The organism is Paenibacillus sp. JT31N11 (genome assembly GCF_056269285.1).
Genome location: NZ_JBWDNQ010000006.1, coordinates 320,507 through 345,473, shown reverse-complemented (window position 1 = coordinate 345,473; position 24,967 = coordinate 320,507). Strand labels below are relative to the sequence as shown.

The following is a 24,967-nucleotide window of genomic DNA, read 5'->3' as shown; positions in this document are numbered from 1 at the left end:
CAAGAAATTAAATTCACATCATGAGCCTTTGTTATTGCGACATAATCCGTTCAATAAACCAGTAGAGCCCGAAAAGGCCAATAACGCCTGAACCATACCGCATCCAGTTGACCTTGAGCGAGATACGGCCAATGGCCCAGATTGCCGGAATAATCACGGCCAGGACGACAAGCTGACCGATTTCGACCCCCAGGTTAAACGAAAACAGAGGGAGTGCCATATGGCCGGACAGCGTGCCTCTTAGGATTTCAGCGAATCCGAAGCCATGCACCAGACCGAACAGCATCGTAACCCCGATATGGCTGCTGTTCTGCTTTCTCCTCCAGACGTTCTCGACCGCAACATAAATAATGCTCAGCGCGATCAGCGGTTCGACAATTAGGGGTGAGAGGTATGCAAGCTCCAGCGCGGATAAGACAAGCGTGATGCTGTGACCGGCTGTAAAGGCCGAGATCAGCTTCACAACGCTCCATTTCCGCTTATCCGATGCGAGCACCAGCCCCAGCAGGAACATCATATGGTCGATCCCCGTCCAAATATGTTCCATCCCCATCACGGTATAGTCCTGCAATGTCTTCATCCACGACGGCTTTGCCGCCGTATCGACAGAAGCAGGCGCAGCTGGAACGGTTGGCGCAGCAGGCGTATCCGCTGCAGGGGCACCGGGGGCGTCGGACGCAGCGCCCGTTCCCTGGATCTGGATAATATAATTCTCGCTGTTCAGCACCTGCTCGATGGTCTGGCCGCCGAAGCGGAGCGTCGCATAATTGCGGTGGCTGGGATCGATTCCGCCATACCAGAAGAAATCGTACTGCACCAGGAAACGTGCTACCGGCGCATCGAAATCATACTGGATATCGATACCGATCATATCCATGCTGGCCCGCTTGACATGCTTGGCGCTGTTCACAACTCCGGTTCCCAGCTTGCCGTCGCCTGTGACAATCACGCCGTCGTCGACGAGTGCCGTCATCTTGTCCATCGAGTCCGCCAATTCCTGATCGCTGAGCTTGCTGTCGCCGTTCGTATCTGCGGGGAAGATCTGCAGCAGATCATGTTCCGAGAAGTACAGGCCGTATTTCAGCGTACTGGCCTCCACCGTAATATCAGAGTAACCGGTTGAGGTGAAATGGGCCGATGCAATACCATTAAAACTCATGAATAGCGCAATGATCGCTGCTATGAACGCGAACGTTGTTTTACCTGCTTTCACGACATCCTTGCGCACGGGAGAATTCACACCTTTTATGTAATTTGTCTGCCTTGCTCTCGAAGAATCAGGCATGTCTCCTTTCTCTCCATGCAAATTGAGCCAGATGAAGTATAGGCCCGGTATGTAAACAGATTGTTTTCCCCATATTAAGAATTCATGAATGACAAACCGGGTGAACCACAAACACAGCAGCTCCCGAGGTGCGGCATGTCAGCGGCGTTTTCCAGTGCATGAACAGCAAGAAACCCTGTTATGGATGAGGGATCCATAACAGGGTTTCTTTATGCCAATATGCGCTTAATTATTCAATGCGGTCTGCTGCTGCAGCTCCCGCCACACGGTTTTATTGCTGTAGCGTTTGCTCTGGCTGATATCTTCGCCGAACCAATCCGGGGCCTCAAACTGCAGCGCTTCTTCGATGGAGTCGAATTCGACTTCTACCACCAGCAGCTCCAGCTGATCATACTCGTCGATTTCGATAACATTCGATCCCCAGTCGGCCGTTGTCCGCTCTTTCGTTAGCGGAACCGCTAGAAAGGCTTGGGTGAGCTGCTCATACAGGCCCTCCGATATGGAATATTCAATCTCCTCACGGCTGATTCCATGCCCCCGCTTGAACGTTTGCGTATATTCGACGTCACCGGTGACCAGATCGGTAATTCTTCTGACCCTCAGCTCCTGCGTGTCCTCAATCGCCAGATAGGTCTGCTCGATCCGCCTGCGGGATCGTACGGCAAGCTCCCCGCTCTTGATGAGAGCATGCGGATAATCATGCAGCAGAAACTTTCGCTCAATTTCCAAAGCCATAGAATTGATTCTCCTCTATATGTAAGGGTCCGTTTCAAGACCATCATATCACAATCATTCCCGGTTTCTAAAATGATGCGGTCGGGAGCGCGTGAACCGCTCAACCGGAGTGGATCGCCATCAAAAAAGGCGATTATCAAAACGTTATAACGTTATTTCAAGCAGCGCAGTTCCTGCTTGTCCTTCATTTGCGATTGCAATTTTACCTGTGAGGCGCCCCTCCAATTGGCCGACGAGGCGACACCATTCCTGCTAACGTTAAAACTCTCTCATATCGTTGACAGTAAATCCCTCTCTCCCTTATCATTCCTATGACGGCTCAATGCAGACTAATTCAGTCTGCTTTAAACCCGACTGAATCAGTCATAATTGAAAAAGGAGAGAAATAATGAAAATTTCCTCAAGAGGGGAATACGCGCTGCGGGCGTTGATTGTATTAGGCCAAAGCTATCCCCATCTGTATGCGATCAGCGAGCTTTCACAAAAAACGCTCGTAACGGAGAACTATCTGGAGAAGATTTTGCTGCAAATCAAAGGTTTGGGTTATGTGGAAAGCAAAAGAGGCCATCAGGGCGGCTATCAGCTGGCCCTTCACCCCAGGGATATTGTCGTCGGGGATGTGATCCGCAAGCTGGAGGGGCCTCTGGCGCCGATGGGCTGCGCAAGTGTTACGGCCTATGAGCCATGCGAGCTCGAAGGGAGCTGCATGCTGAAGCCATTGTGGGTGCTGATTCGCGAGGTCATCGCTTTCGTTCTGGAGCGAACGACTCTGGAGGATCTGATTACAGGCAATCTGAAGAAACCAGGCAGCTTTCATTCTATAAGCGGGGATGTGGCTTTAACATGACCAGAGGCTCAGCTTTTCTGAACAGCCTGAACGATAACCGGAACGTCTGGATGAATGGAGAACGGATCGAGGTGGGCAGCCATCCCGCATTCCGGGGAACGCTTGCTACCATTCGTGAGCTGTTCGATATGGTGGATCATCCCGATACCCGGGAGCAGCTCGCCCATTACGATTCGTCGACGGACAGCTATGTACATCACGCTTTTCTGGTGCCCCATAATAAAGAGGATCTGGACAAAAGGTCCGCCGCCGCCCGGATCTGGTCGGAAAGCACGTTCGGAGTCATGAGCCGCCTGTCGGATTATGCCCGCTCCCGCTTGACCGGCTGGTATGCGACACGTCAGAGCTACACTTCCTTCGACAAGCAGTTCGATGTGAAGATCGCAGCCTATTATACGGAAGCCAAAGCCAGGGATCTGTTTCTTACCGCTGTCCAGCGGGAACCGCAGACCGACCGGTCGAAAGCGCTCGGCGAGGATCCCGATGCCATTCTCCGCATTATCAGGAAAACCTCGGAGGGCGTAATCATCCGCGGAGCCAAAATGATCGCGACAGCCGGGCCATACGCCAACGACTTTATCGTCTATCCTGTCCAGAAAATCCCGCAGTCGCATCCGGAATGCGCCAACATGCTGATTGTTCCGGCAAGCTCGGCCGGGCTGCATATTTTATGCCGGGAATCCTTTGCCGAGAATCATCCCAATGAGGATCACCCGCTGGGCTCCCGGTTCGACGAGATGGATGCGATCCTGTTCTTCGACGATGTCCTTGTCCCATGGGAAAGGGTTCTCCTGTATGACAATCCGGAAGCGTTGTGGAAAATAAGGACGAATCAGGCTTCGAACAGCCTCGCCTATCACCAATCGATTGTCCGCTTGCAGACCAAGCTGGAATTTGTCGCAGGCATCACGTTCTTCATTGCCCGCGAGATTGGCGTGGACGGCTTCATTAATGTGCAGGAGAAGCTGGGCGAGCTTGTCTCGCAGATCGAATCCATCAAAGCGCTCGTCATCGCCTCCGAGGTGGAAGCCAGGCTGGACGAATTCGGGAATCTGATTCCCAAATTCAGCTACATTGAAACGGCGAGAAACCTGGGCACCCGCTATTATCCCCGGGCCATTGAAATTCTGAAAACAATCGGCGCGGGCGGCTTCATCCAGGTCCCATCCAGCTGTGCGGATCTCGAGAGCCCCATTGCTCACCTGATCCGGAAGTATCTGAACGGCACAACGGTCGATGCAGATCAGCGGGTGCGTCTGTTCAAGCTTGCCTGGGATTTGATCGGCAGCCAGCTGGGCGCCCGCCATGAGCTGTATGAGCGCTTCTACGCTGGAGATCCCTCGCGGAATTTTGCCAATCAATATGTGAATTTTGATAAAACGGGGTTATATGCGAAGGTCTCCGCCTTCCTGGATCGAACGGACAACCTTAGGGCGCAGCCATCACTGTAGAGATTCTGAAGACAACAAAAAAAACCTTGCAGATACAAGGAATTTTGGTTATTGCATTATGGTCGGGATGACACGATTTGAACATGCGACCCCCTGGTCCCAAACCAGGTGCTCTACCAAGCTGAGCTACATCCCGTTATGATGGCGCGCCCTGAGAGATTCGAACTCCCGGCCTTTTGATTCGAAGTCAAACGCTCTATCCAGCTGAGCTAAGGGCGCAACCTGATTGGTGCGGACAATGGGCACGGTGCCCATAACCCTCTTCTTGCTTCAAATACAATCATGGTGCCGTCGAGAGGACTTGAACCCCCAACCTACTGATTACAAGTCAGTTGCTCTACCAATTGAGCTACAACGGCATAGTTGTTAAGGCGTAAATATTTAGGGCCTAGAACAAGAATATAACATGTCCCCAGCCATTTTGACAAGCCCTCTTCCGAAAAATATTTTGGACATGTAATTACCTTCAGAAGCAGCGGGAAATCCCCGGCTGCTTCTTTGGCGTTTTGTACATGATATGCGCCTCATAATAATCCGCTCATCGGGGTAAATGGTTGTGGTTCATCACAATTCAGCCACAACTTCGACCATATTCGACATATATCGGCATGGATTTACAATTAATTATAATGGTTTTAATCTAATAGTTTTTCTTTCTCACTATAATTCAATACTGCAAGCTACTTACGTGCACGAGTTCGGGAGGAGTCAAATGAACGGATGATCCATTAGAGCTGCAAACACCGCCGACCAAGTTACACGCATAACTCATAATTGAGGAGGATGAATCAGGGTGAAGAAAACAATGATTACCCTATGGCTGATTATATTCGTCATGATCCCGTTGCTTTCGATTCCCGTTGCATTAGCCGATACGGAAGGAACGGTTGTCTTTACCGATGATTTTTCCGGCAGCACCGTGGATACGGACAAGTGGTCCCTAAACCAAACATGGGATACCAACGGAGGCACATTGAATGCCACCGGCACCACATCCAACGGTACCGCTAAAACCAAGACGGCGATGCCCGTAAACGCGTGGGTAAATCTGAGTATCGAGAATAGAGATACAGCCGCCAACCCTTATGCAAGGGTTTATTTTAGATACGCCACGAGTACCAATAATGTCGCTGTTCAAATCTCTCCCAAAAGCGTTACGGCGGGATTTGCATCTCCCACCGTTTCACTATGCACCAGCACAGCCAATGCAGCCTGTCAGTTTGCTGCAAACCAGATGTATGAATTCAAAATCGGCGTGTTCGATAAACAGGTCGAGGTTTATGTAAAAAATCAGGGCGATACCAATTACACAAGCCTTGGCTCGGTTGATATTAACGCAAGCTATGGTACCAACGAAGTCAAAGCGGGGCAAGTACAATTGACCGCGGCAAAACTGTATTCGTTCGATAATGTAACGATTACGAACAGAGGTGACGGGACGATTGCATTCAATCTATCCGCCGCCGCGGGTGACGGAAAAGTGGACTTGACATGGGATGCCGTTGCCGGCGCAACCGCTTATACCATCAAACGTTCCACAAACGGCGGTGCCTACACGAATCTCGATGATATTGTTACCGGAACCAGCTACACGGACAGTAATGTCAATAACGGCACCACTTACTCCTACATGGTCACGGCCACCAACGCAGGCGGGGACATCGTGTCGACAGATCCGGTTACAGCGGTGCCACAGTTTCCGGGTACTGTGATTTCGGCCCCGGATCATTTGACCGCACAAGCAGGTGATGCCAAGGTGAATCTGGCGTGGAACACCGTGGCAGACGCCACGGGCTATAACGTCAAACGCAGCGCCGCAAGCGGAGGACCGTATACAGAAATCGCACATAGCGTAACAGAAGCGACCTATTCCGATTCGAGTGTCGTTAATGATACGCCTTACTATTATGTCGTAACAGCCTCCAACACTTCGCTTGAGAGCACTCCGTCCAATGAAGTGAACGCTACACCGCATGCTGGCGCTGTTATCCCTTCGGCTCCGGATAATTTGACCGCGCATGCAGGCAATGCCAAGGTGGATCTGGCATGGAGCACAGCGGCTAATGCCACCGGATACAATGTCAAACGCGGCACTGTAAGCGGTGGACCCTACACGGAGATCGCCCATAATGTTAACGGGACAACATACTCCGATACGGCAGTGACCGGCGGCGTTGTCTATTATTATACCGTTACGGCACTCAATGCTGCGGGAGAAAGCGGCGGCTCCAATGAGGCCCATTCGACAGCAAGCTCAGCAGGAGTCGTCAGCGGCTTGACTGTGACAGAGGGAGATTCACAAGTCGATGTGCTGTGGAATGCGGTGGAAGAAGCAACCGGCTATAACGTGAAGCGGAGAGAAGGATCAGGTTCATTTTCAATCATAGCCGCCAACCTGACTTCCACCTCCTACACGGATGATTCGGCGGTAAACGGACACACGTACGATTATACGGTTACTGCGCTCATCGACAGCGTGGAGGGCGATCCAGCCCCTGCGGTCAGCGGTACTCCGCATATTGTGCGGACCGTACCGACTACGCCGACTAATTTGACGGCCACCGCAGATAAATTATCCGTAAAGCTGAGCTGGGATACCTGCAAATGCGCGAGCGACGGCTATAATGTGAAACGGAGTACGACAAGCGGCGGGAATTACACTAATATCGCCTCTAACCAAACTTCAACTACTTATAAGGATACCAACGTAACTCCCGGCACTTATTATTATGAGGTTACAGCTGTGAATTCGGTTGGAGAAAGCAGCATGTCCAACGAAGCGAGTGCGGTTGTAGAAGAACAGGAAGTAACAATCCTGCCGGCTCCAACGGATTTAACAGCAACAACAATCGATGGGCAGGTTATGCTGACATGGGATATCGTAAAAGACGCTCTCAGCTATAACGTAAAACGAAGCACGACCCATAACGGCAATTATACGGTCGTGGCAAAAAACGTGATCTCTCCCTCCTATAACGATACAGATCTTACATCAGGCACAACCTATTATTATGTGGTAACGGCTGTGAAAGACAGTCTGGAGAGCGACAATTCCAACGAAGTCAGCGTAACACCGACAAAAGCTGAAGCGCCGGTGACGCCGAATGCACCGACTGGTCTGAAGGCTGTTCCCCAAACAATGAAGGTGTTGTTGAATTGGGATAAAGTAACTGGTGCTGACTCCTATAATGTGAAGCGCGGTTCAACAAGCGGAGGCGATTATGTCATCCTGCAAAAGGATGTTACCGGCACATCGTTTACTGACAGCAGCGTGACGGGCGGCACTACCTACTATTATGTCGTCACGGCGGTCAACGCCTCCGGGGAGAGCGATAATTCGAATGAAGTCAGCGCTGCCCCGCTGAATGACGGCAATTCCAACCCGCCGACAGATTCGGACGATCCGGATGATACACCGAATACTCCAGATACGCCTGACACACCCGGTACGCCAAATACACCGCCAAACAATGCCTCTGGAGCGCCTGATGCACCCGATACGTCCGGAAATAGTGACGTGAAGACGGGACATCTTGTTGTACAGACGACCAGCGAGCAGCATGACGGCAAAGAAGTCGGCGCAGCCGATGTTGCTGCGGATGCTTTGAAGGCGGCATTTGCCCAAATCAACGCAAATCCGTCAGGCGATCAGAAGGTCACGATCGAGCTGAAAGGCTCCAGCCCGAGTACGATCGTCCATATACCGGGAAAAACCTTGGCCGAAGAAGCATCAGCGAACCCTAAAGCGACGGTCGTGATTACTAACAATACAACCAGCTATGAGATACCGCTTCAGTCGATTAATTGGAATGATCTGTCCAACCAGTTTGGCGAACAGGCAGCCGGGATCACACTTAATATTTCGTCTGAAATCATAAGCGGTGATTTGACGGATAAAATGACGGCCAAGGCGCAAGAGATTGGCGCGACTGTCATCGGGGCGCCATCCCATGCACAGGTTACAGCCACAGCGGGGACGAAATCGGTTCCGCTCGGCGTTGCCGGAGCAAGAACGATTACGCTGCCGCAAAGTATAAATTCGGCCAAAACAACAGTGGTCGCCTATGATCCGGTTACCGGAGAACTGACTTTCGTACCGGCTTTGTTCAAGTCAAACACGGTAACGATTCAAGGAATGTTGGACCGGGTTGTTGCCATCATCCAGCTGAACGTTACTTTCAAAGATTTGACCGGTCATTGGGCCAGGGAAGATGCGGAAATGCTGGCGAACAAGCTGATTATTAAAGGCGAGTCCGCAACCGAATTTGCGCCAAACAAATCCATTACCCGTGCTGAATTTGCGGCCCTGCTCGTCCGTTCGCTCGGACTTACGGAAGACAGCGGAGCCGCAGCATTCTCTGATATTGATGCCCAGGACTGGTACGCCGGAGCGGTTGGCGCTGCCATGAAGGCAGACCTTATCAGCGGTTACACGAACAACACATTCCTGCCTGGCCGTTCGATTTCCCGCGAGGAAATGGCTGTTATGATTTCCCGCGCGCTGGTAATGGCCAATAAACAACCGCAGGCTGACGCTTCCGCGTTGTCGAAGTTCGGCGACAGCGGCTTGATCAGCAGCTGGGCCAAGGATGCCATCGGACAATCCATGGCAGCAGGCATTATCAACGGACAAAGCGATACATCCTTCACTCCGAAGAAGAACGCCACTCGTGCTGAAGCGGCTGTCATGCTGAAGCGGTTATTGCAATATTTCCAATACATTTAAGGAGGCAAACCCTTTGAAAAAGAGAGTCTGGTTAGCTTGCCTGGCACTGGCAGTTGGTATTTCGGCTTCCCCTGCCCCCTCCGCATTCGCGGATGATGGCGCAGATACGGGAACGCCTGTTTTCAATGATGAATTCTCAGCCGACGATTTGGCGGATCATTGGCTGGTCGAGGCAGGAAACTGGAACATTGCCAGCGGAAAATTAAATTCCGTTGGCAGCGGACCTTCCAAGAATCAAATTAAAGTCAAGGGCACCGGCGCGATAAAAAATGTATCGCTCCAAATGAGCTTCCGCATGGCCGGCGGGCAAACCAATCCTTACTTCCGTGTTTTTTTGAGAAACACAGGAGGCAACGATAACACGGTCGTGCAGTTTGCCCCAGCGGGCATCAGCGCCGGAGTCGGCAGCCCGGGGAATGCTGTGCTGAACTGCCCCGACTTATTTCTGCCGGATACCGACTATGACATCAAGATCGAGCTGAAGGATAACACGCTGGATGTCTATTACAAGCAGGCTGACGAGAAAGGGTATGCCCTAGCCGGATCGACGGATAAAGTCTCGGCTAAAGCCGGGACCCTGTCGCTCGGCGCGTCCTACGCCTTCTCGTTCGATAACCTGAGCATCAGCGATCTTGGTTCGGAGCCGACCGAGGATCCGGGTACTCCTCCTGACGATACATCGCCAATTAAGCATGCGCTGGTAATTTTTCAGGAGAACCATTCCTTCGATAACTACTTCGGCATTTATCCGTACAACTCGGATCAATTTATCGCACTGCCGGGATCACCGCATGTGAATGGCATACCGAAGGGCATGTATAATCTGGATTCGCAGGGAAACAAGGTGGCGCCATTTCCTTTCCCGCAAGCCACGACAGCCGATCCGAATCACGCATACGCCGGAATGATCAGCTCCTACGATCAAGGCAAAATGGATCAATATATCAGCACGAATAACGGAAATACCGTACCGATGGGCTATTTCGACTATACTTACCTGCCCGCCTATTGGCAGTACGCCCAGCATTTCAGCATATCGGATAACCTTCATCAGCCGATATTCGGACCGTCCACCCCGGGTGCGCTTTACCTGGCTGGCGCACAGTCCGGCAACGCGGGCAAAGCGAATATCACAAATCCGCTGCCCGCTTACGGCCCTGTCGGAAGCAGCACAGGCACCCGCACGGAAGGCATGCATTATCCGAGCATCGGCGACCGGATGGACGATAAGAAGGTCAGCTGGGCCTGGTACCAGCAGGGCTGGTCTACCGGCAGCATCCCGACCACCAACCCGTTCCTGTACTTTGACAACTACGACAAATACAACGAGGACCACAATGAACGGGAGCTGGCTGAGTTCTATACGGACATCGACAACGGCACATTCCCCGAGGTCGCTTATGTCAAGTCGAACTCGGAGCATCCGGGCGGCAACGGCTCGCCGCTGACGTCCAATTTCTCCGTACAGCTGATTAATAAACTGATGTCCAGTCCGCTTTGGAAGGATTCCGTCGTCATTATCGCTTATGACGAATCCGGGGGCTTCTGGGATCATGTACCGCCGGCGCAGGTTGATCCGGGTCCGGACGGTTTGCAGGGACTTGGGCCAAGATCTCCGCTGATGGTCATTTCACCCTATGCGAAGAAAAACTATGTCAGCAATGTTCAAACGGACACGACGTCCATCCTGCAATTCCTTGAGTGGAACTATGGACTTGAGCCATTGAACGACAGAGATAAGAATGCCGGCAGCTTGCTGGATATGTTTGATTTCAAAAATCCGGATTTCACGCCTTACATGTTTCGTGACGCCACTTCAGCTCCCGCTTCTTCTTATGGAACCGCAGTGAACGTGAAATTAAACAGCGCACTGCTGGCCAACAGTGTGGCTAACGAGTCTCCTTTCAAAGACACGAATGGCAGGATTATGGTGCCGGTAAAAGCGCTCGCCCGTAATATTAATGCAGTCTATAAGGAGAATAACGGCAAGCTGAGCCTGATCTACAATCATCATTCGGTCCGGTTGACCGTTGGCTCCACAAGTGTCCAGATTGACGGAAAAACCGCTGCGCTGCCGGACCAAATCTGGTTAAGCCCTAAGAACGAGGCTTACGTTTCAATGAAGGATCTATCCGGTCTGCCTGGGTTTACGGTTGATATGAACAGCACGCAGCCAGTCATTACCACAAACTAAATTAAGCGGGTGAATATAAATTGAAAACCAAAATGTTAGCTTGGCTTATGGTCTGCGCGATCATGCTGTCAATGATCCAGGCGTCCGCTGTTTCAGCGGACGAAACCGACACGGAGCCGGACCCGGAAGGAGCGGTTGTCTTCCAGGACGATTTCAGCCTGGATTCGCTCGCGACGAAATGGTCCCCGACCTCGTCCGTGTCCGGAAGCTGGAATGTCAGCAACGGCATGCTGAATGCAACCTATACCGCGGCGAATTACAACAACGATACATCGAAAAAGAATACCATCAAGCCGAACGTCAGCAATGTGAAAAACATGTGGTATTATGCAAGCTTCGAGTCCGTCGGCACGCAAACCGGCAATTATATTAAATTTTATTTGCGGTATAACGGGGGTTCCGATGCAACTGTCGTGCAATTCACCCCGACTGGCGTCAAATCAGCCGTCAACAGCGGCTCGCCAGGAAATACGGCAGGCGATCTGAACGTTGCCAAGACATTCAGCCCGAACACCTTCTACGATGTTAAATTCGGATTTCAGGGCAATCAGCTGGAGGTCTATGTGAAAGGCCCAAGCGATGCCGATTATGTCAAGATCGGCACGACCAACAATGTTTCAGCGAATGCAGGCGGGTTTTCCATTACAGCTTCCTATGTCTATTCGCTTGATAATTTTGTGATCAAGGATATCGATAAGCATGGACAGGTTATTATAAGGGGCGCAGGACCGAAGAAGCTCTTCGCCGTCGGCAGCGATACAAAAATAGCATTGACCTGGGATGCGATAAGCGGCGCAGCCGGCTACGATGTATACCGGAGCACATCCGCCCTGGGGCCGTTCGTGAAGATCGATTCCAGTTCAACAACCTCCTATACCGATTCGGGTCTTCCGAACGGGGTCACTTATTATTATTTTGTTACGGTCTCCGGTAAAACGGCTTACTCCAATCTGGGAAGCGCAATGCCTCACGGCAGTGCGGCTCAGCCTACATCCTCACCGATCAAGCATACGGTCATCATTTATCAGGAGAACCGTTCCTTCGACAATTATTTTGGCACATACCCTTATGCGGATGGATTTATGCCGCTGCCGGGAACACCGGAGGTTAATGGAATTCCGGACGGCGCCTACAATCTGGATAAGAATGGCGCAAAGGTCCTTCCGTTCCGATTGGGGCCGGATCAAGCGATAACCGAGGATGTCCAGCATTCTTATGAAGGCATGATTGCAGATTATAACATGGGCGCTATGAACCAGTACGTTATTAAAAATAACAAAACCGTCCCGATGGGGCACTACGATTATTGGGCGGAGCCTTCCCTCTGGCAGTATGCGCAGCATTTCAGCCTGGCAGACAATTGGTACCAGCCGGTCTTCGGGCCTTCGACCTCCGGCGCTCTTTATTTAGTAGCGGCGCAATCTGGAAATGAAGGCACTCCACTCAAGGATGATACCAACCCATCCTTCGGCCCTTATACGGATGCCATCGGCACATGGCAGCCATTAACCTACAAGAACGTGGGAGACGTATTATCGGAAAACAAACTGAGCTGGTCCTGGTACCAGGATGGATACGGCGACGGGAAAGAATATATCCCTCACCATAATCCATTCCAGTACTTCCAGAACTACGGTGATGGCGATTATACCGACAATATAAAGGATTACTCCGAACTGGATAAGGATATCGACAGCGGCAAGCTTCCGGATGTCGTATATGTCAAAGCCGGCGAGGGCGATGATGAGCATCCGGGGAGCAGCGGTCCTACAGCGGCAAGCTTTTCCCTGAAAACCATCAACAAAATCATGTCCAGCCCTTATTGGAAGGATACCGCTATTATTCTCACCTACGATGAATCAGGCGGATTGTGGGATCATGTACCGCCTCCGCAGGTAGATCCGGGTCCCGACGGACTACAAGGCGACGGACCGCGAATTCCGGCAATCGTGATTTCACCGTATGCCAAGAAAAACTATGTAAGCCATGTACAATACGATACAACGTCCGTTCTGAGCTTTCTCGAATGGAATTATCACCTGCAGTCTTTGAACAACAGGGATGCCAACGCGGATAATATGGTGGACATGTTCGATTTTGACCATCCGGATTTTACGCCTTATATTTTCCGCGAAGACGGTGTGCATCCTTCATCTCCGAGCGGTACGGCCGTTGATGTCAAGTTGAACAACGACCTGATTGCCGCGAGCGGCAAAGGCGGAGATGCCTTCAAGAATGAGAACGGCAGGATTATGGTTCCGCTGAAGGCATTGGCCAGAAACGTGAACGCCGACTTGACTATCGACGGAACCCAGATCATGATGCTCTACCATAATTCTGAGCTGGATTTCACCATGAGTTCCGCACAAGCTCTACTGGATGGAAACACCCTGAAGCTCACCGATGCGATTTGGAAGAGTCCACAAGATGAACCGTATATCTCACTGCAGTCGATTACCCAGTTACCCGGATTCAAACTGGATACGACTGGGACAATCCCAACAATTAAAGTCCAGTAACTACAGGATAGTCCGCTAACCCTGTGCTCTTGTGGCAATGCGCCTTCCGCAAACATTGAACAAGCTCTAGAATGCAAGCTGGCTCCGGTATTTCTAACCGACGTCAGCTTGTTTTATTTTAACCGAAGCAGTTGGTCCTTCTCATTGGTTTCCCGGCTGCACAACTCACTATATAAAAAACACACCCCCTATCACTCATCGGATAAACGCTCCAATGGGAATGATAAGGGGTGCACACAAGGATAAGCTAACACGGCTGAGAGAGCAACTGGCTATTCAGTGGTTTTCGGTGGTTATTTGGTCACTTTAACCAGTGTGATAAGCCCGCCCATCTCTCCGCCAGCCATGTCATCGCCGTTCATCGTATGGTCGAGAATATGGCAGTGGAACATCCAGTCGCCTACTGCGCTTGCCGTAAAAGCAATATCATAAATCTCTCCTGGACCGATCAGAATGGTATCCATGCTTTGAGGCTCTGCAATTGGATCTCCGTCTTTGGCGATGACCTTGAAATGCATGCCGTGCAGATGCATCGTATGGACTTCCATTGCATCAATATTCAGCAAGCGGATGCGGACCGTTTCTCCCTTTTTCACTTCAATGGGAGGGGTATCCGGGTAGCTCCGGCCGTTGATGGTGAAATAATCCTTTTCATCCGCCGTCCCGTTAATGGCAAATCCGCTGATCATCATCGTGTAGTCGTGATCATAGTGATCCTCCGGTTTCGGATCTTTGGGATCGACAATAACGGTGCCATACATGCCGTTGCCGATTTGCTTCATATCATTGTAATGTGAATGGTACATGTAGGTTCCGGCATGATTGGCTACAAAATCGTAGACAAATGTTTGACCGGGAAGCACCGCATTTTGCGTAATGCCGGGAACTCCATCCATATCATTGGGAACATCCAGGCCGTGCCAGTGAATCGTTGTCGGCTCCGCAAGCTTGTTCACAAGCGTTACCCGCAGATGGTCGCCTTCCGTCACATGTATGGTTGGTCCGGGGACTTGTCCATTAAACGTCCAGGCCGTAGTCAATACGCCCTGCAAAGGAGACCAGGCATGCTGCTGAGCGGTCAACGTAAACTCCTTGGCTCCATCTGCAGCGATATGCGGCACCATTCCAACGCCATTGAATACGTCGTTTACCTGCTGATCCTCATCCTGAAACTGCTTGGTATTATCAGGTGTTACGATTTGCACTTGATTCATGGCCTGATTTGCTTTGATGCTTACGTTAAATAACTTCGCAACCGTTTCGTCATAAACATAAACAGTGCCATTGAACAAAACAGGATTGCGTGCAGGAGTCAACATTTGTTCATTGAATACCACCAGAGGTCCGTGATGATCATTCAGAGCATGACCGGGCGTATTCAAAAATGACGGAGAATTTATAAGTACGGCTTGATCGGCAGCGTCCCATTTGACTTGAGCGCCGAGAGCCAAAGCAACGGTACGGATAGGTACATAGGAGTGTATGAAATCCTCACCCAATAACGCTGGCGTGCTGAGGAATTTACCATTTAAGGTAAGGGACATCGTCCCATCCCCGGTCGTTTCGCCTTCCTCATCGTCGTCTATACTCACGCCGGCATTCATGCCTGAACCGGAATCCATGCCCATGCCCGTATTCGTGCTCGTGTCCGTACCTGTAGCAGTGCTCGCACCCATATCCATGCTCATGTTCGTATTCGTGCCTGTGCCCATATTCATGCCGGAGTCCATGCTCATACCGGGGTCCATACTCATGCCGGACATCGCTCCGTCATTAGATTTCGCTTGTGCATACTCCAAGGTAAATATGGCTAAAACTGCAAATAAAATCAGAAACTTTTTCAATCTTGTCTCCATCCTCTCTAGGTGTAAAGTCTTATTAAAATTATCCTCTATTTGTGTCATCCCCAAATAAAATTACTATGAATTTTTATTAAGAAATCGTAAAAAATGGACCTCCCGGAAGGGAAATCCATTTCTTGTCAGTATTTATTTCGCCCTCTATTCGTCCTCGCTTTTCAAAAACATATGATCCTCTTCATTGTCGCGGATTGTTTTTTGCAGCACCAGGCAGGCAACGATCAGGAAGGCGCCGCCGATGGCATAATAGCCTTTCACATGGAAGGGCTCTTCCAGCGTATACAGCCCGATATACTCAGCCAGGATGGCGATTATGAACCCGGCCCAGGCCATAAAAGTAAAGGCGGAGGTGTTGCGGCTTCTGTAGTTTGGCGATTGATCCTTCAGAAATTTATCCTCATCGTTATCTCTGGCAACCTTCTGGAGAAGGAACGAGGTGATGATGATCAGAAACCCCGTGACCGCATAATAGCCTTGTACCGACAGCGGTTGCTTCAAGGTATAGATCCCGACGAATTCGAAGCCGCATGCCAGCAGGAATGCCGACCAGGCCATAAAGGTATACGTAGGTGTATTGCGTCTGCGGTAAAAATTCATCGTTTTCCGTGATTGTGTCTGTGCTTGCGGCTGCTGTTGCATGGTCTCCATGTGAAGCCCTCCCGTTTGTTGGCTCGTTATTCTTGATGTCCTTATCTTATAAGGAATACCATGATTGCATAAGTACCATCTTTTTATAGTACCTGCTCTTAATTCCCTTCGTATGCTTCAAGTCCATCAGTTTCAAGGCAGCACAAAGAAAAAGCCCGGCCACTTCCGGACGGATCCGGATGAAGCCAGGCTATTGGACAATCAGGTATGGGTTGCAACCTCGTCCCACTCCTGATCCATATAGGTCGTGAGCCAGTTCAAGGCGCGGTGCCTCTCATAGACGACGCTGCTGTCCAGACCGGCCGGGACCGGTTTGTTATGGAGCCGGGCGTCCACACATACCCAGTCAATCCTGTAGATAAGATCGGCCGCATCCAGAATCTCGCTTTTCGGCCGCATCCTTGCATCTGCCAGAAAAGCGTCATAGTTATCATATTGGTGCAAAATCGACACGGCAGCCTCTACATCACATATGCCAGTAGGCGTATCCAGCTGATCCACATACCCCAGAGCCCAGAGCATGACCCAAAATCCTTCATAGCACCAGGCGAACTGCACAATCTCCGTTTGATCCGGACGATCCTTCCCGATAAACAGGCTTTCCCGGGGAGAGAAATAGGATGAAGCATTAAACTGATTCATCACCTGGTTGATCAGCGAGCGTGTCTCCTCAGGCTTATAATCAGTGCCGCAGCACTCGCCCTTCAAAGCGACAATGCACAGTGCGATCGCACGTTTGGCGGTTTCTTCTCTGCTGCGGAGCATGACAGCGTCTTCAGACGCAATGACTGGCAGGCTTTTATTGAATGGTATGCCCTTTTGCGTGAGCAGTCTTTCGGATTGTTCCTTGCGCTGCAGCGCGGGATCCGTAACGTTAAGGTCGTTGTGCAGATAGCTGGTGTGAGCGGTTACAGGCATGTCCTCAATTTGGGAGCGGCCGTCGATATCCATAATGAGTTCTCCCTTTTCATTCAACAGCCTGCGGTCATCCATCAGGATCATGCCGTTTAACTGCTGCGTGATGTGGAGGAGCTCCGAGTAGAACGGCTCCGCTATCTTCTTCTCGGCTTTGACGCCAATGACCATATTAAGCGATGAGATCTGGAGCAGCAGCTTCTTATGAAGCGTTTCATTCCCGGCTCTGATCCTGCTGAAGAAATATCCGATTTCATCGATCATTACCGTGAATGCTTCCGGGTCGGCCCGGCTGGTCAGCACCGTAAACGTATTTTCAGTTTTACTGAGCCATGTTTTATGCAAAACTTTGATTTCCGTCTTATCCACATTCATTTGTATAGACGCCTTTGGATATAGACTCTCGATGATGCCGGCAACCTGATCCACATTAAACTGAGTACTGTATATGGCACAATTTTTCACAAATGATCACCTTCTTTTGTTGTGTGGGGGGTGATCACAATTATATTTGCTTTTTACGATTCCTTAAAGTTAATTTTTTGCAATATTGCTGTCAAGGCATCTGCTGCTGGTTCCGATGACGGTTATCTGGTAGGATAGAATGAAAAAAACGAGGTGGAGCCAAGTGGCGAAGAAAAATAAAACAAAGCCTACCCCCAAGGCGGAGGCCCAGGATAAACCGGCAACGCTGAAGGATCTGCTGCGCCCGGATATTCTGGAGCAATTAAAAGCGCAAAGCGATGCCTTGAAGGCCGATGAGGCCAAGGCGAAGGAAGAGCAGCGGCTCCGGGCGGAGGAAGCGGCCAATGCCGAAAAGAAACGGCTGGAGAATGATTTTGGACATCTGCTGAAGAACAGCAGCATGGACTGGCGGAAGCACAAATAAGCGATGGAGGCCTGTCCTCCACCGCTCACTGCTTATGACCGTTCAAGACGAATGCAATCCGTTGGCTGCAGAACATTACGCGCCGAAAGGCTGTCCCATTGGAGCCGGACGATTGGACATTCTGGCCGGCAGCTGCCATGCCGTCAGCACCGCAAGCAAGACAAAAACAATATCCATCCCGCCGAAGAACTCAGCGAAATGTTCACTGAATAAGGTAATCACCTCATTATCGAACATTCCGATCACGCCGCCATTGATCATGTAGCCGAACATAAAATATTTGCCCAGCAAAATCCCGGCCAAGCTGCCGATAACCGCAATTGCCTGATGTCCCCGATTCGCTTGTCTGCCTGCGAACAAGGTTACCCAATACCCGGCCAAGCCTCCGATAGCCCATGCGACAAGGCCGATTTCATAGTCCGTGAGCACCACGATAACCGCCCACAGCACCCCTCCGATGACGGCAGCCAGCAATGCGCCTGTCAGAGGCAGTATGATTCTGTTGTTCTCCACTCGCAATCCCCCATAACTGCTATTATTCTCTCTATTTCTTGACTTTAATTCATTTATATTATCATAGAATATTCCTGTTTTCGACATATTTTACTAAATGTTTAAAGAGGGGCCAGACCGGCTGCATGATATTCGAAGGCAGGATTTGTTTGCACCCCGAACGTTTATTATAATAGGTCTAATAAACCGAAGGGGCGTTAAGCGTTGAAGAATCTTCTGGTGACCGGCTACCGCGCGCATGAACTGAATATTTTCAACCAAAAGCATGTGGGCATTCCCTATATCCAAAAAGCCCTGACCCGGCGCCTTTTCCCTCTTGTTGAAGAAGGGCTGGAATGGGTCATTACACCCGGCCAGTACGGTGTGGATTTGTGGGCCTGCGAGGTCGTGATCGCATTGAAGCATACCTATCCGCAGCTGAAATTGTCCATTATCGCGGCCTTTCAGAATCCCGAGGAGAAATGGAACGACGCCAAGAAGGAATATTACAATGAAATCCTTAAAGGCGTGGATCATTACGCCAGCGTCAGCAATCAACCGTACAGCGGCACCTGGCAGTTCGCCGCCAGAGACGATCTGTTATTCCGCAAAACAGACGGCATCCTGCTGGTCTATGACGAGGATGCCGGCGAAGGAAGCCCCCGCTTCTACAAGGAACGGGCGCTGAAGAAGCAGCAGGCGGAGGGCTACCGCTATATCAACGTCAGCTCGGAGGAGATCCAGGATATCGCCAATGAAGAGAGCTACGAGGACTCTTCTTGGAATGGAATGGCTTGAGCCGGGTCAGCGATTGACCGGCCGGGAGGACAGCCCGGTAGCAAAAAAAGAAACCTGCCTGCCGCATGAAGAGGCGGAGCAAGTTTCTTTTTTACATCAAAGCGGGATGTTCATCCTCGACAGCGCTCCCTCGAATGAGACATCAATGGTGTCGTCACCTGTAACATATCGCCACAGCTTCGCCCGCGCCACATGATCGAGACGCCCTTCGTTGCCCTGCCAGATCTCATACCCTCTATAAATGATGTTGGATACTTCCTCGTCCCGATAGCCCTCCGTATTGAACAGCCCCCGCTGCTCCTGGCCGGGGCGCAGCCGCAGCTTGAACACATAACGGGTGTCGTCCGTATGGTTAGGCTGGGCGCAGTGCCAGATTCCTTCGTGAACGAAGAACATGGTGCCTGCCTTGGATACCATCCGCTTCTGTCCGACGATGTTCTTGTACCGTCCGATGCTGGAGGTGTTGACCCGGCGCAGATGCGAACCCGGCAGCACCAGGGTCGGTCCCATCTCGTCAGGCGCATCGTGGGCAAAGTAGAACGCCTGTATGTCAAAGCCGTACTTGCGCGTGTTGATGATCGAATCGGCATGCCATTCCTGCGCCTTGAGATGCTTCGGCTGCACGATATGCAGGGCGGAATGGTCATAAACCGGATAATGGCCGACCAGGCTTTGGATAATCCCCTTCACCTGCGGCAGATCGAATACCTGCTGCATGTACTGGGAACTCTGCCAATACCCCCGCTGCTTGACGCGTCCGCTGCGCTGCTCCTCATCCACCAGCCTGTTCAGCTCATCCGGCACAAGGTTCTCAATATGCAAATAACCGTCGGTGACGAAGGAGGCCATTTGCCTGGCTGTCAGCAGATGCTCTAGGCCCACGGGCTGCGGCTTCTGCTCAGACTTCAGCTCGCTTCCAATAATGTTCATGATACTGCAACTCTCCTCTCAAGCACATATTCATAGGGCAGATGACCGCTCTCATGCTCCGCTCCCCTTAGATAAGTGGGGGCAGGAGCCAACTGAATGACAAACCAGCCGTTTCTCATGGCATCGATGACCGATTTATAGGGAGGCTCATTCTGATCCCCCGTATTCATCTGCAGCTGGCTGGCAGGCAGCGCGCCGTCGTATAACGCCCAGGCCACCGTATGGGAATCCAGATCGGGCATAGCAAGATGAAGAATCAACAACTGCTGTCTTTCATTGGCCATAATGTGTATATCCTCCTCTATGGGCAATCCCCCAGGCATGGGGGACTGCCGCCTTATTCAAGTTGCAATTATGCAAAAAATGATCTTGTAACGATCATATGCCTGCACTTCTGGTTGTATCCTTATTTCGTGCCTTCGTAAGCGGTCTGCATAAGCTCGAGGTAGCGCTTCAGGTTCAAGTTGTCCAAGCCTTTGACGTAAGCATCCCAATCCTTGTCGAGATCCTTGGCTCCCGTGACGAATTGCAGGGCGTTCTGATCGATATAATCCTTAATGTTTGTCTTCATCATCGCCACTTCATCGGCTGTCGCGGGATCGATCCAGATTGCCCAATGCGGGAACAGGTTCTCCGGCTGCTTGCCGTCGTAGAGTTCTGTCGCCTGCTGCAATCTGCGCTCATAGCCTTCGGAGGAATAGATATCATCGGCAGCCACCCAGCTGTCCCTGTACTCCTTCGGATTGTAGTACTGCGCCATTGCACCCCAGTTGGTGTTATGCGGCTTCTCATCCTTCTTGAGCGGAATGGTGGTGAAGTAAGGAGCAACCGCATCATTAATGGCTTTCTCGCTCTCGGCAGGCTTTCTCCAATCCACCCCTTCCTCGCCAAAGTTGGCACGAAGATTCCCTTCCGGCGTCATCATGTAATCGACTAATTTAATCGCCGCGATCTGGGCTTCTTCGCTTGCCTTGTTCGTCAGCACGAAGGTTGCGCCGGGATCGCTCGGATAGTTGTAGGTGGCAAAAGAAGCTTTGGGTCCCTGCAGCGGTGCCACCGGATTGTAATCCGCGCCGTAAGGGGCATCGTTGCCCGTGGTCACGAAGATGCCCGGATGCATCGCCTCACCGGCGCCAAGGATTTGAATCTCCGCATTGTCGCCGATTTTCTTGTAGGCTTCACCGTTCTGCGTAAAGGCTCCCGGATCGATCAGACCCTCGTCATACATCGATTTGACGAAAGCAAGGCCTTCCTTCCACTCCGGCTTGTTGGCCGCAATATCCACTTTGTCGTTGTCCAGCAGCAGATAGGTTCTGTCGTCGTCATAGATGAAGCCATTCATAAAGTAAGGAATAATATGCTCGCCAGACTCTCCGTTGGCGCCGCTAAGCGGTACTTCATCCGCCTTGCCGTTGCCATTGGGATCCTGCGTTTTGAACGCTTTCAGCACGGCCTTGAACTCTTCGGAGGTCGTCGGCATCTCAAGGCCAAGCTTATCGAGCCATTTGGTATTCAGCCACATTTTGTTCGGGAAGGAACAGTGGTAGCATTCGATCAGCTGGGAAAGGCCGTAAATATTGCCGTCCGGCGCGGTATTCATCGCCTTGTAGAACGGATATTTATCCATAGCCGCTTTGATATTCGGGGCATATTTGTCAATCAGATCGTTGAGCGGGAGAACGACGCCCTGCTGGGCGAAACGAAGCAGGTCCGTCTGCGAGAAGCGGTCTACCCACGGAATCAGCATGTACAGGTCGGGATAGTCGCCGCTGGCAAGCGAGATTTGTCTTTTCTCAGCTGCGCCGTCATACGGAATGGTCTGCCATTCAAACTGGATGTTGAACTGCTTTTCCGCTTCTTTGGTGAAGGAATTGGTTGTGAAATCCGTGTCGGGGTTTTGTTGGGCGAAAATCGAAATCTTTACCGGAGCCGCCGCCGCATCGCCGCTGCCGGCATTCGCATTGCCTTCCGCAGCCGTCCCGCCTGTATTGGCGCCATTTCCGTTATTGGCGGCGCCACCGCCGTTTTCCTTGGAGCAAGCAGCCAGTACCAGCGTACAGACAAGCATGAGTGACACGATCAAAGCCATCTTCTTTTTCAATCTAATCCCTCCCGTTTGTGTAATCATAAGTCCCCCTTTACACTTACATACAAACTCCCCCTCTCAAGGCCATTCGCCTGATTCGTCAGCCCTTAACGGAGCCGATCAGCATGCCCTGCACAAAGTAGCGCTGAACGAACGGATAGATGATGAGCACGGGCAGGCTGGCGACGACAATCAGGGAATATTTCATCAGATCCGCCATTTGCTGGCGTTTGAGCATTTCCGAAGCCTCCATATTGCCGGTAGCGGTATTAAGGATCAGAATATTGCGCAGCACCAGCTGCAGCGGATGAAGCGCTTGCGACTTCAAATAGATCAGGGCGTCGAAGTAAGCATTCCATTGACCCACGGCATACATCAGCACCAGCACCGCAATGATGGGCTTCGACAGCGGGATGACAATACTCCACATAAACCTCAGATCGCTGCAGCCATCCATCTCGCTCGCTTCCACCAGCTCGTCCGGAATGGAGGATTGGAAGAACGTCCGGGTTATAATGACCTGCCACACCCAGATGGCCTGGGGAATAAGCAGCGCCCATCGGGTATCGATCATGCCAAGCTGCTTGACCACCAGATACATCGGGATCAAACCGCCGGAGAAAAGCATGGTGAATACAATGAAGATCATCAGCGCATTGCGCCCGAAGAACGATCTCCGCGACAGCGGATATGCCAGAACAACTGTCAGCGACACGCTTATGAGCGTTCCCGCAATGACATAGAATAGGGAATTCCCGTAGCCCGTAAGCACCTGGGAGTTCTCCAGAACCGCCTTGTAGCCGACCAGGGAAAAGTCAATCGGGAACAGCCATACACGGCCGGACGATACGGCATTCGGACTGCTGAGCGATGAGCTGAAGATATAAATAAGCGGATACAACACAACGAGCAGTACGGCTATCAGCAGGATATAGACAATTGTCAGGAAGATCCGGTCCCCTAAAGATTCCCGGATGCGGACTCGGCTGGTTTGCATCTTTGGATACTCCTCCCTCTTACCAGAGACTATTATTGGATATACGCCGTGCCAGTGCGTTGACCAGCACAAGCAGTATAAGATTGATGACGGAGTTGAATAATCCGACTGCGGTAGCGAAGCTGAAGTTGGCATTGAGCAGCCCGATTTTGTACACATAGGTGGCAATGATCTCGGATGTACTGGTGTTGAGCGGATTTTGCAGCAAATAGATTTTCTCGAAGCCGATCGCCATAATATTGCCGACGGACAGGATCAGGATAATGACAGCCGCCGGCAGCAGCCCCGGAATGTCGATATGAAGGATTTTCTGCATCCTGGATGCGCCGTCAACCCGGGCAGCCTCGTAGAGCGCAGGGTCCACACCCGCAAGCGCCGCCATATAGATGACTGCGGAATAACCGGCCGTTTGCCATACATCCGACCACACATACACCGACCGGAAAATCCCGGGGTCACCCAGAAAGTTGACCGGCTCCATTCCCATGTTCTGCATGAGTATATTGAGAATGCCAAGCCGCGGGGATGTCAGAAGCATAATAATAGAGACCATCACGACGGTAGAAATAAAATAAGGCGCATACGTTACCAGCTGCACGGCGCGCTTGAAGAAGCCGCTGCGAATTTCATTAAGCCCCAGCGCCAGCAGAATGGGAATCGGGAAGGCGACAACCAGATGATAGAGGCTTATAATCAGCGTGTTTCGGATCAGCACCCAGAAGACCGGATTGTCAAAAAACAGCCTAAAATGCTTGAACCCGGCCCAAGGGCTTCCCCAGATTCCTTTAACAATGCTGTAATCCTTGAAAGCAATGACCGCATTAAGCATGGGGACGTACTTGAATATGATGAAGAAAAGTACAGGGGGGATAATGAGCAGGTAAAACTGCCAATGTCTTCTAAAGCTTCTTCTGGCGTCAGCACGAAGCTTTGCCCCTCTTAAGGCGGTCGTTTTTTTTCCAGGCTGCACAGCCCTAACCGTTTCCATGGATTCCCTCCTCATCGTCTTTTTCGTCATCGTGCGTACCGTTTTTCATAGAGAAAGGCGGGCAGCTGGAAGGCAGGCTGCAATCCGCAATTCCAATCGAAATGGTAGCGCTTTCTTTACGCAAATATTACGGGTTAGCAAGCACCTGAGTAAAGGTACAGTTGAGAAATCGGGGTACAGCAGCATGCTGTACCCCGATTTCTCAACTGTACGTATTGCTGAAAGAAGCGGCTGCCGCCTGCCATGGCGGCACATGACCAAACTTGTGACGGACCGCCCATGCCGATGAATGGAGTCATGGGCAAGACCATACGCGAAGAACGGGAATACCCACTGTTAACCGGATGAGGCTTGAGGCTTCATCCAATCGAGAAGCCGGTATATAAACCATTCGGAGCTTTGCAGGCGGGCATGACAATAAGTCAATTTTGCAGCGCTTTGCAATGCCGCAGTACGGTTTTTCCTGCTTGCGGGGCCTTCAGCCGGGGCAGGGGGACATGCAAACAGGTTTTTCCTTGTTGGAGCAGCCGTTTAGGCCTGGCTGGTTCCGGATCTGCGCCGCAGCACGGTTTTTCCTGCTTGCGGGGCCTTCAGCCGGGGCAGGGGGA

General features: G+C 51.3%; 18 protein-coding genes, 3 tRNA genes and 1 pseudogene. 7 read left to right on the top strand and 15 right to left on the bottom strand.

From position 1 onward, the window contains the following. Window positions 1-31: 31 nt before the first annotated feature. Together AC0YNV_RS22230 and AC0YNV_RS22225 are read right to left on the bottom strand one after the other, a co-directional pair. The gene (locus AC0YNV_RS22230) at window positions 32-1,285 is read right to left on the bottom strand and encodes a HupE/UreJ family protein (protein WP_475769959.1); all 1,254 of its coding nucleotides are present in this window, start codon (window positions 1,283-1,285) and stop codon (window positions 32-34) included. Window positions 1,286-1,510: 225 nt separating this feature from the next. Then, window positions 1,511-2,020, bottom strand: coding sequence for a CYTH domain-containing protein (locus AC0YNV_RS22225; RefSeq protein WP_475769958.1), 510 nt, complete (start codon window positions 2,018-2,020; stop codon window positions 1,511-1,513). A gap of 388 nt (window positions 2,021-2,408) precedes the next feature. Between AC0YNV_RS22225 and AC0YNV_RS22220 the strand changes: the two genes are divergently transcribed. Beyond that, window positions 2,409-2,867, top strand: a complete 459-nt coding sequence (locus tag AC0YNV_RS22220) for an RrF2 family transcriptional regulator (protein ID WP_475769957.1) — start codon at window positions 2,409-2,411, stop codon at window positions 2,865-2,867. Further along, window positions 2,864-4,318 (top strand): 4-hydroxyphenylacetate 3-hydroxylase family protein, encoded by a 1,455-nt coding sequence (locus AC0YNV_RS22215; protein ID WP_475769956.1) that lies wholly within the window; start codon window positions 2,864-2,866, stop codon window positions 4,316-4,318. Before AC0YNV_RS22220 ends, AC0YNV_RS22215 begins: the two co-directional genes overlap by 4 nt. A gap of 59 nt (window positions 4,319-4,377) precedes the next feature. Here the strand turns inward: AC0YNV_RS22215 and AC0YNV_RS22210 are convergent. The 3 genes from AC0YNV_RS22210 to AC0YNV_RS22200 all read right to left on the bottom strand — a co-directional run bounded on the left by AC0YNV_RS22210 (window position 4,378) and on the right by AC0YNV_RS22200 (window position 4,677). Then, window positions 4,378-4,454: transfer RNA gene (locus tag AC0YNV_RS22210), tRNA-Pro, on the bottom strand. Between the two features lie 6 nt (window positions 4,455-4,460). After that, a tRNA-Arg gene (locus AC0YNV_RS22205) sits at window positions 4,461-4,537 on the bottom strand. Between the two features lie 64 nt (window positions 4,538-4,601). Beyond that, window positions 4,602-4,677 (bottom strand) — tRNA-Thr (locus AC0YNV_RS22200). A gap of 434 nt (window positions 4,678-5,111) precedes the next feature. Between AC0YNV_RS22200 and AC0YNV_RS22195 the strand changes: the two genes are divergently transcribed. Genes AC0YNV_RS22195 through AC0YNV_RS22185 form a run of 3 tightly spaced genes read left to right on the top strand, consistent with a single transcriptional unit; the run spans window position 5,112 to window position 13,757 of the window. Beyond that, complete coding sequence (locus AC0YNV_RS22195) at window positions 5,112-9,044, top strand: S-layer homology domain-containing protein (protein ID WP_475769955.1); 3,933 nt, start codon at window positions 5,112-5,114, stop codon at window positions 9,042-9,044. Window positions 9,045-9,057: 13 nt separating this feature from the next. Beyond that, on the top strand, window positions 9,058-11,238 hold the full coding sequence (locus AC0YNV_RS22190; RefSeq protein ID WP_475769954.1) for an alkaline phosphatase family protein: 2,181 nt from the start codon (window positions 9,058-9,060) through the stop codon (window positions 11,236-11,238). Between the two features lie 20 nt (window positions 11,239-11,258). Then, on the top strand, window positions 11,259-13,757 hold the full coding sequence (locus tag AC0YNV_RS22185; protein ID WP_475769953.1) for an alkaline phosphatase family protein: 2,499 nt from the start codon (window positions 11,259-11,261) through the stop codon (window positions 13,755-13,757). 293 nt (window positions 13,758-14,050) lie between these two features. On the opposite strand, the gene AC0YNV_RS22180 is transcribed toward AC0YNV_RS22185, so the two are convergent. From AC0YNV_RS22180 to AC0YNV_RS22165, 4 genes and pseudogenes are all read right to left on the bottom strand, one after another. Next, window positions 14,051-15,601 carry a multicopper oxidase domain-containing protein gene (locus AC0YNV_RS22180; RefSeq protein ID WP_475769952.1) on the bottom strand — a complete coding sequence of 517 codons (1,551 nt, stop codon included), beginning with the start codon at window positions 15,599-15,601 and terminating at the stop codon, window positions 14,051-14,053. 156 nt (window positions 15,602-15,757) lie between these two features. Then, on the bottom strand, window positions 15,758-15,949 hold the full coding sequence (locus AC0YNV_RS22175; RefSeq protein ID WP_475770048.1) for a YiaA/YiaB family inner membrane protein: 192 nt from the start codon (window positions 15,947-15,949) through the stop codon (window positions 15,758-15,760). 84 nt (window positions 15,950-16,033) lie between these two features. Further along, window positions 16,034-16,171 (bottom strand): annotated as a pseudogene (locus AC0YNV_RS22170) (YiaA/YiaB family inner membrane protein); the annotation flags it as partial. Window positions 16,172-16,465: 294 nt separating this feature from the next. Then, window positions 16,466-17,644 carry a DUF4272 domain-containing protein gene (locus AC0YNV_RS22165; RefSeq protein ID WP_475769951.1) on the bottom strand — a complete coding sequence of 393 codons (1,179 nt, stop codon included), beginning with the start codon at window positions 17,642-17,644 and terminating at the stop codon, window positions 16,466-16,468. A gap of 163 nt (window positions 17,645-17,807) precedes the next feature. Between AC0YNV_RS22165 and AC0YNV_RS22160 the strand changes: the two genes are divergently transcribed. Beyond that, on the top strand, window positions 17,808-18,068 hold the full coding sequence (locus tag AC0YNV_RS22160; protein ID WP_475769950.1) for a YqkE family protein: 261 nt from the start codon (window positions 17,808-17,810) through the stop codon (window positions 18,066-18,068). Window positions 18,069-18,143: 75 nt separating this feature from the next. Here the strand turns inward: AC0YNV_RS22160 and AC0YNV_RS22155 are convergent, their stop codons facing one another. Next, entirely contained in the window at window positions 18,144-18,581 is a 438-nt protein-coding gene (locus tag AC0YNV_RS22155; protein WP_475769949.1) for a hypothetical protein, read from the bottom strand. Between the two features lie 204 nt (window positions 18,582-18,785). Here AC0YNV_RS22155 and AC0YNV_RS22150 point away from each other — a divergent pair, with 204 nt between their 5' ends. Continuing rightward, window positions 18,786-19,358: an SLOG family protein gene (locus AC0YNV_RS22150; protein ID WP_210044703.1), complete on the top strand. Its 573-nt coding sequence runs from the start codon at window positions 18,786-18,788 to the stop codon at window positions 19,356-19,358. Between the two features lie 96 nt (window positions 19,359-19,454). On the opposite strand, the gene AC0YNV_RS22145 is transcribed toward AC0YNV_RS22150, so the two are convergent. The 5 genes from AC0YNV_RS22145 to AC0YNV_RS22125 form a co-directional block, all read right to left on the bottom strand. Then, window positions 19,455-20,288, bottom strand: coding sequence for a phytanoyl-CoA dioxygenase family protein (locus tag AC0YNV_RS22145; RefSeq protein ID WP_475769948.1), 834 nt, complete (start codon window positions 20,286-20,288; stop codon window positions 19,455-19,457). Then, window positions 20,285-20,572: a hypothetical protein gene (locus tag AC0YNV_RS22140; RefSeq protein WP_475769947.1), complete on the bottom strand. Its 288-nt coding sequence runs from the start codon at window positions 20,570-20,572 to the stop codon at window positions 20,285-20,287. The genes AC0YNV_RS22145 and AC0YNV_RS22140 overlap by 4 nt, the downstream gene beginning before the upstream one ends. A gap of 122 nt (window positions 20,573-20,694) precedes the next feature. Further along, entirely contained in the window at window positions 20,695-22,389 is a 1,695-nt protein-coding gene (locus AC0YNV_RS22135; protein WP_475769946.1) for an extracellular solute-binding protein, read from the bottom strand. 85 nt (window positions 22,390-22,474) lie between these two features. Continuing rightward, the gene (locus AC0YNV_RS22130) at window positions 22,475-23,371 is read right to left on the bottom strand and encodes a carbohydrate ABC transporter permease (RefSeq protein ID WP_210044707.1); all 897 of its coding nucleotides are present in this window, start codon (window positions 23,369-23,371) and stop codon (window positions 22,475-22,477) included. Window positions 23,372-23,390: 19 nt separating this feature from the next. Continuing rightward, window positions 23,391-24,359: an ABC transporter permease gene (locus tag AC0YNV_RS22125; protein WP_379114651.1), complete on the bottom strand. Its 969-nt coding sequence runs from the start codon at window positions 24,357-24,359 to the stop codon at window positions 23,391-23,393. Window positions 24,360-24,967: the final 608 nt, after the last annotated feature.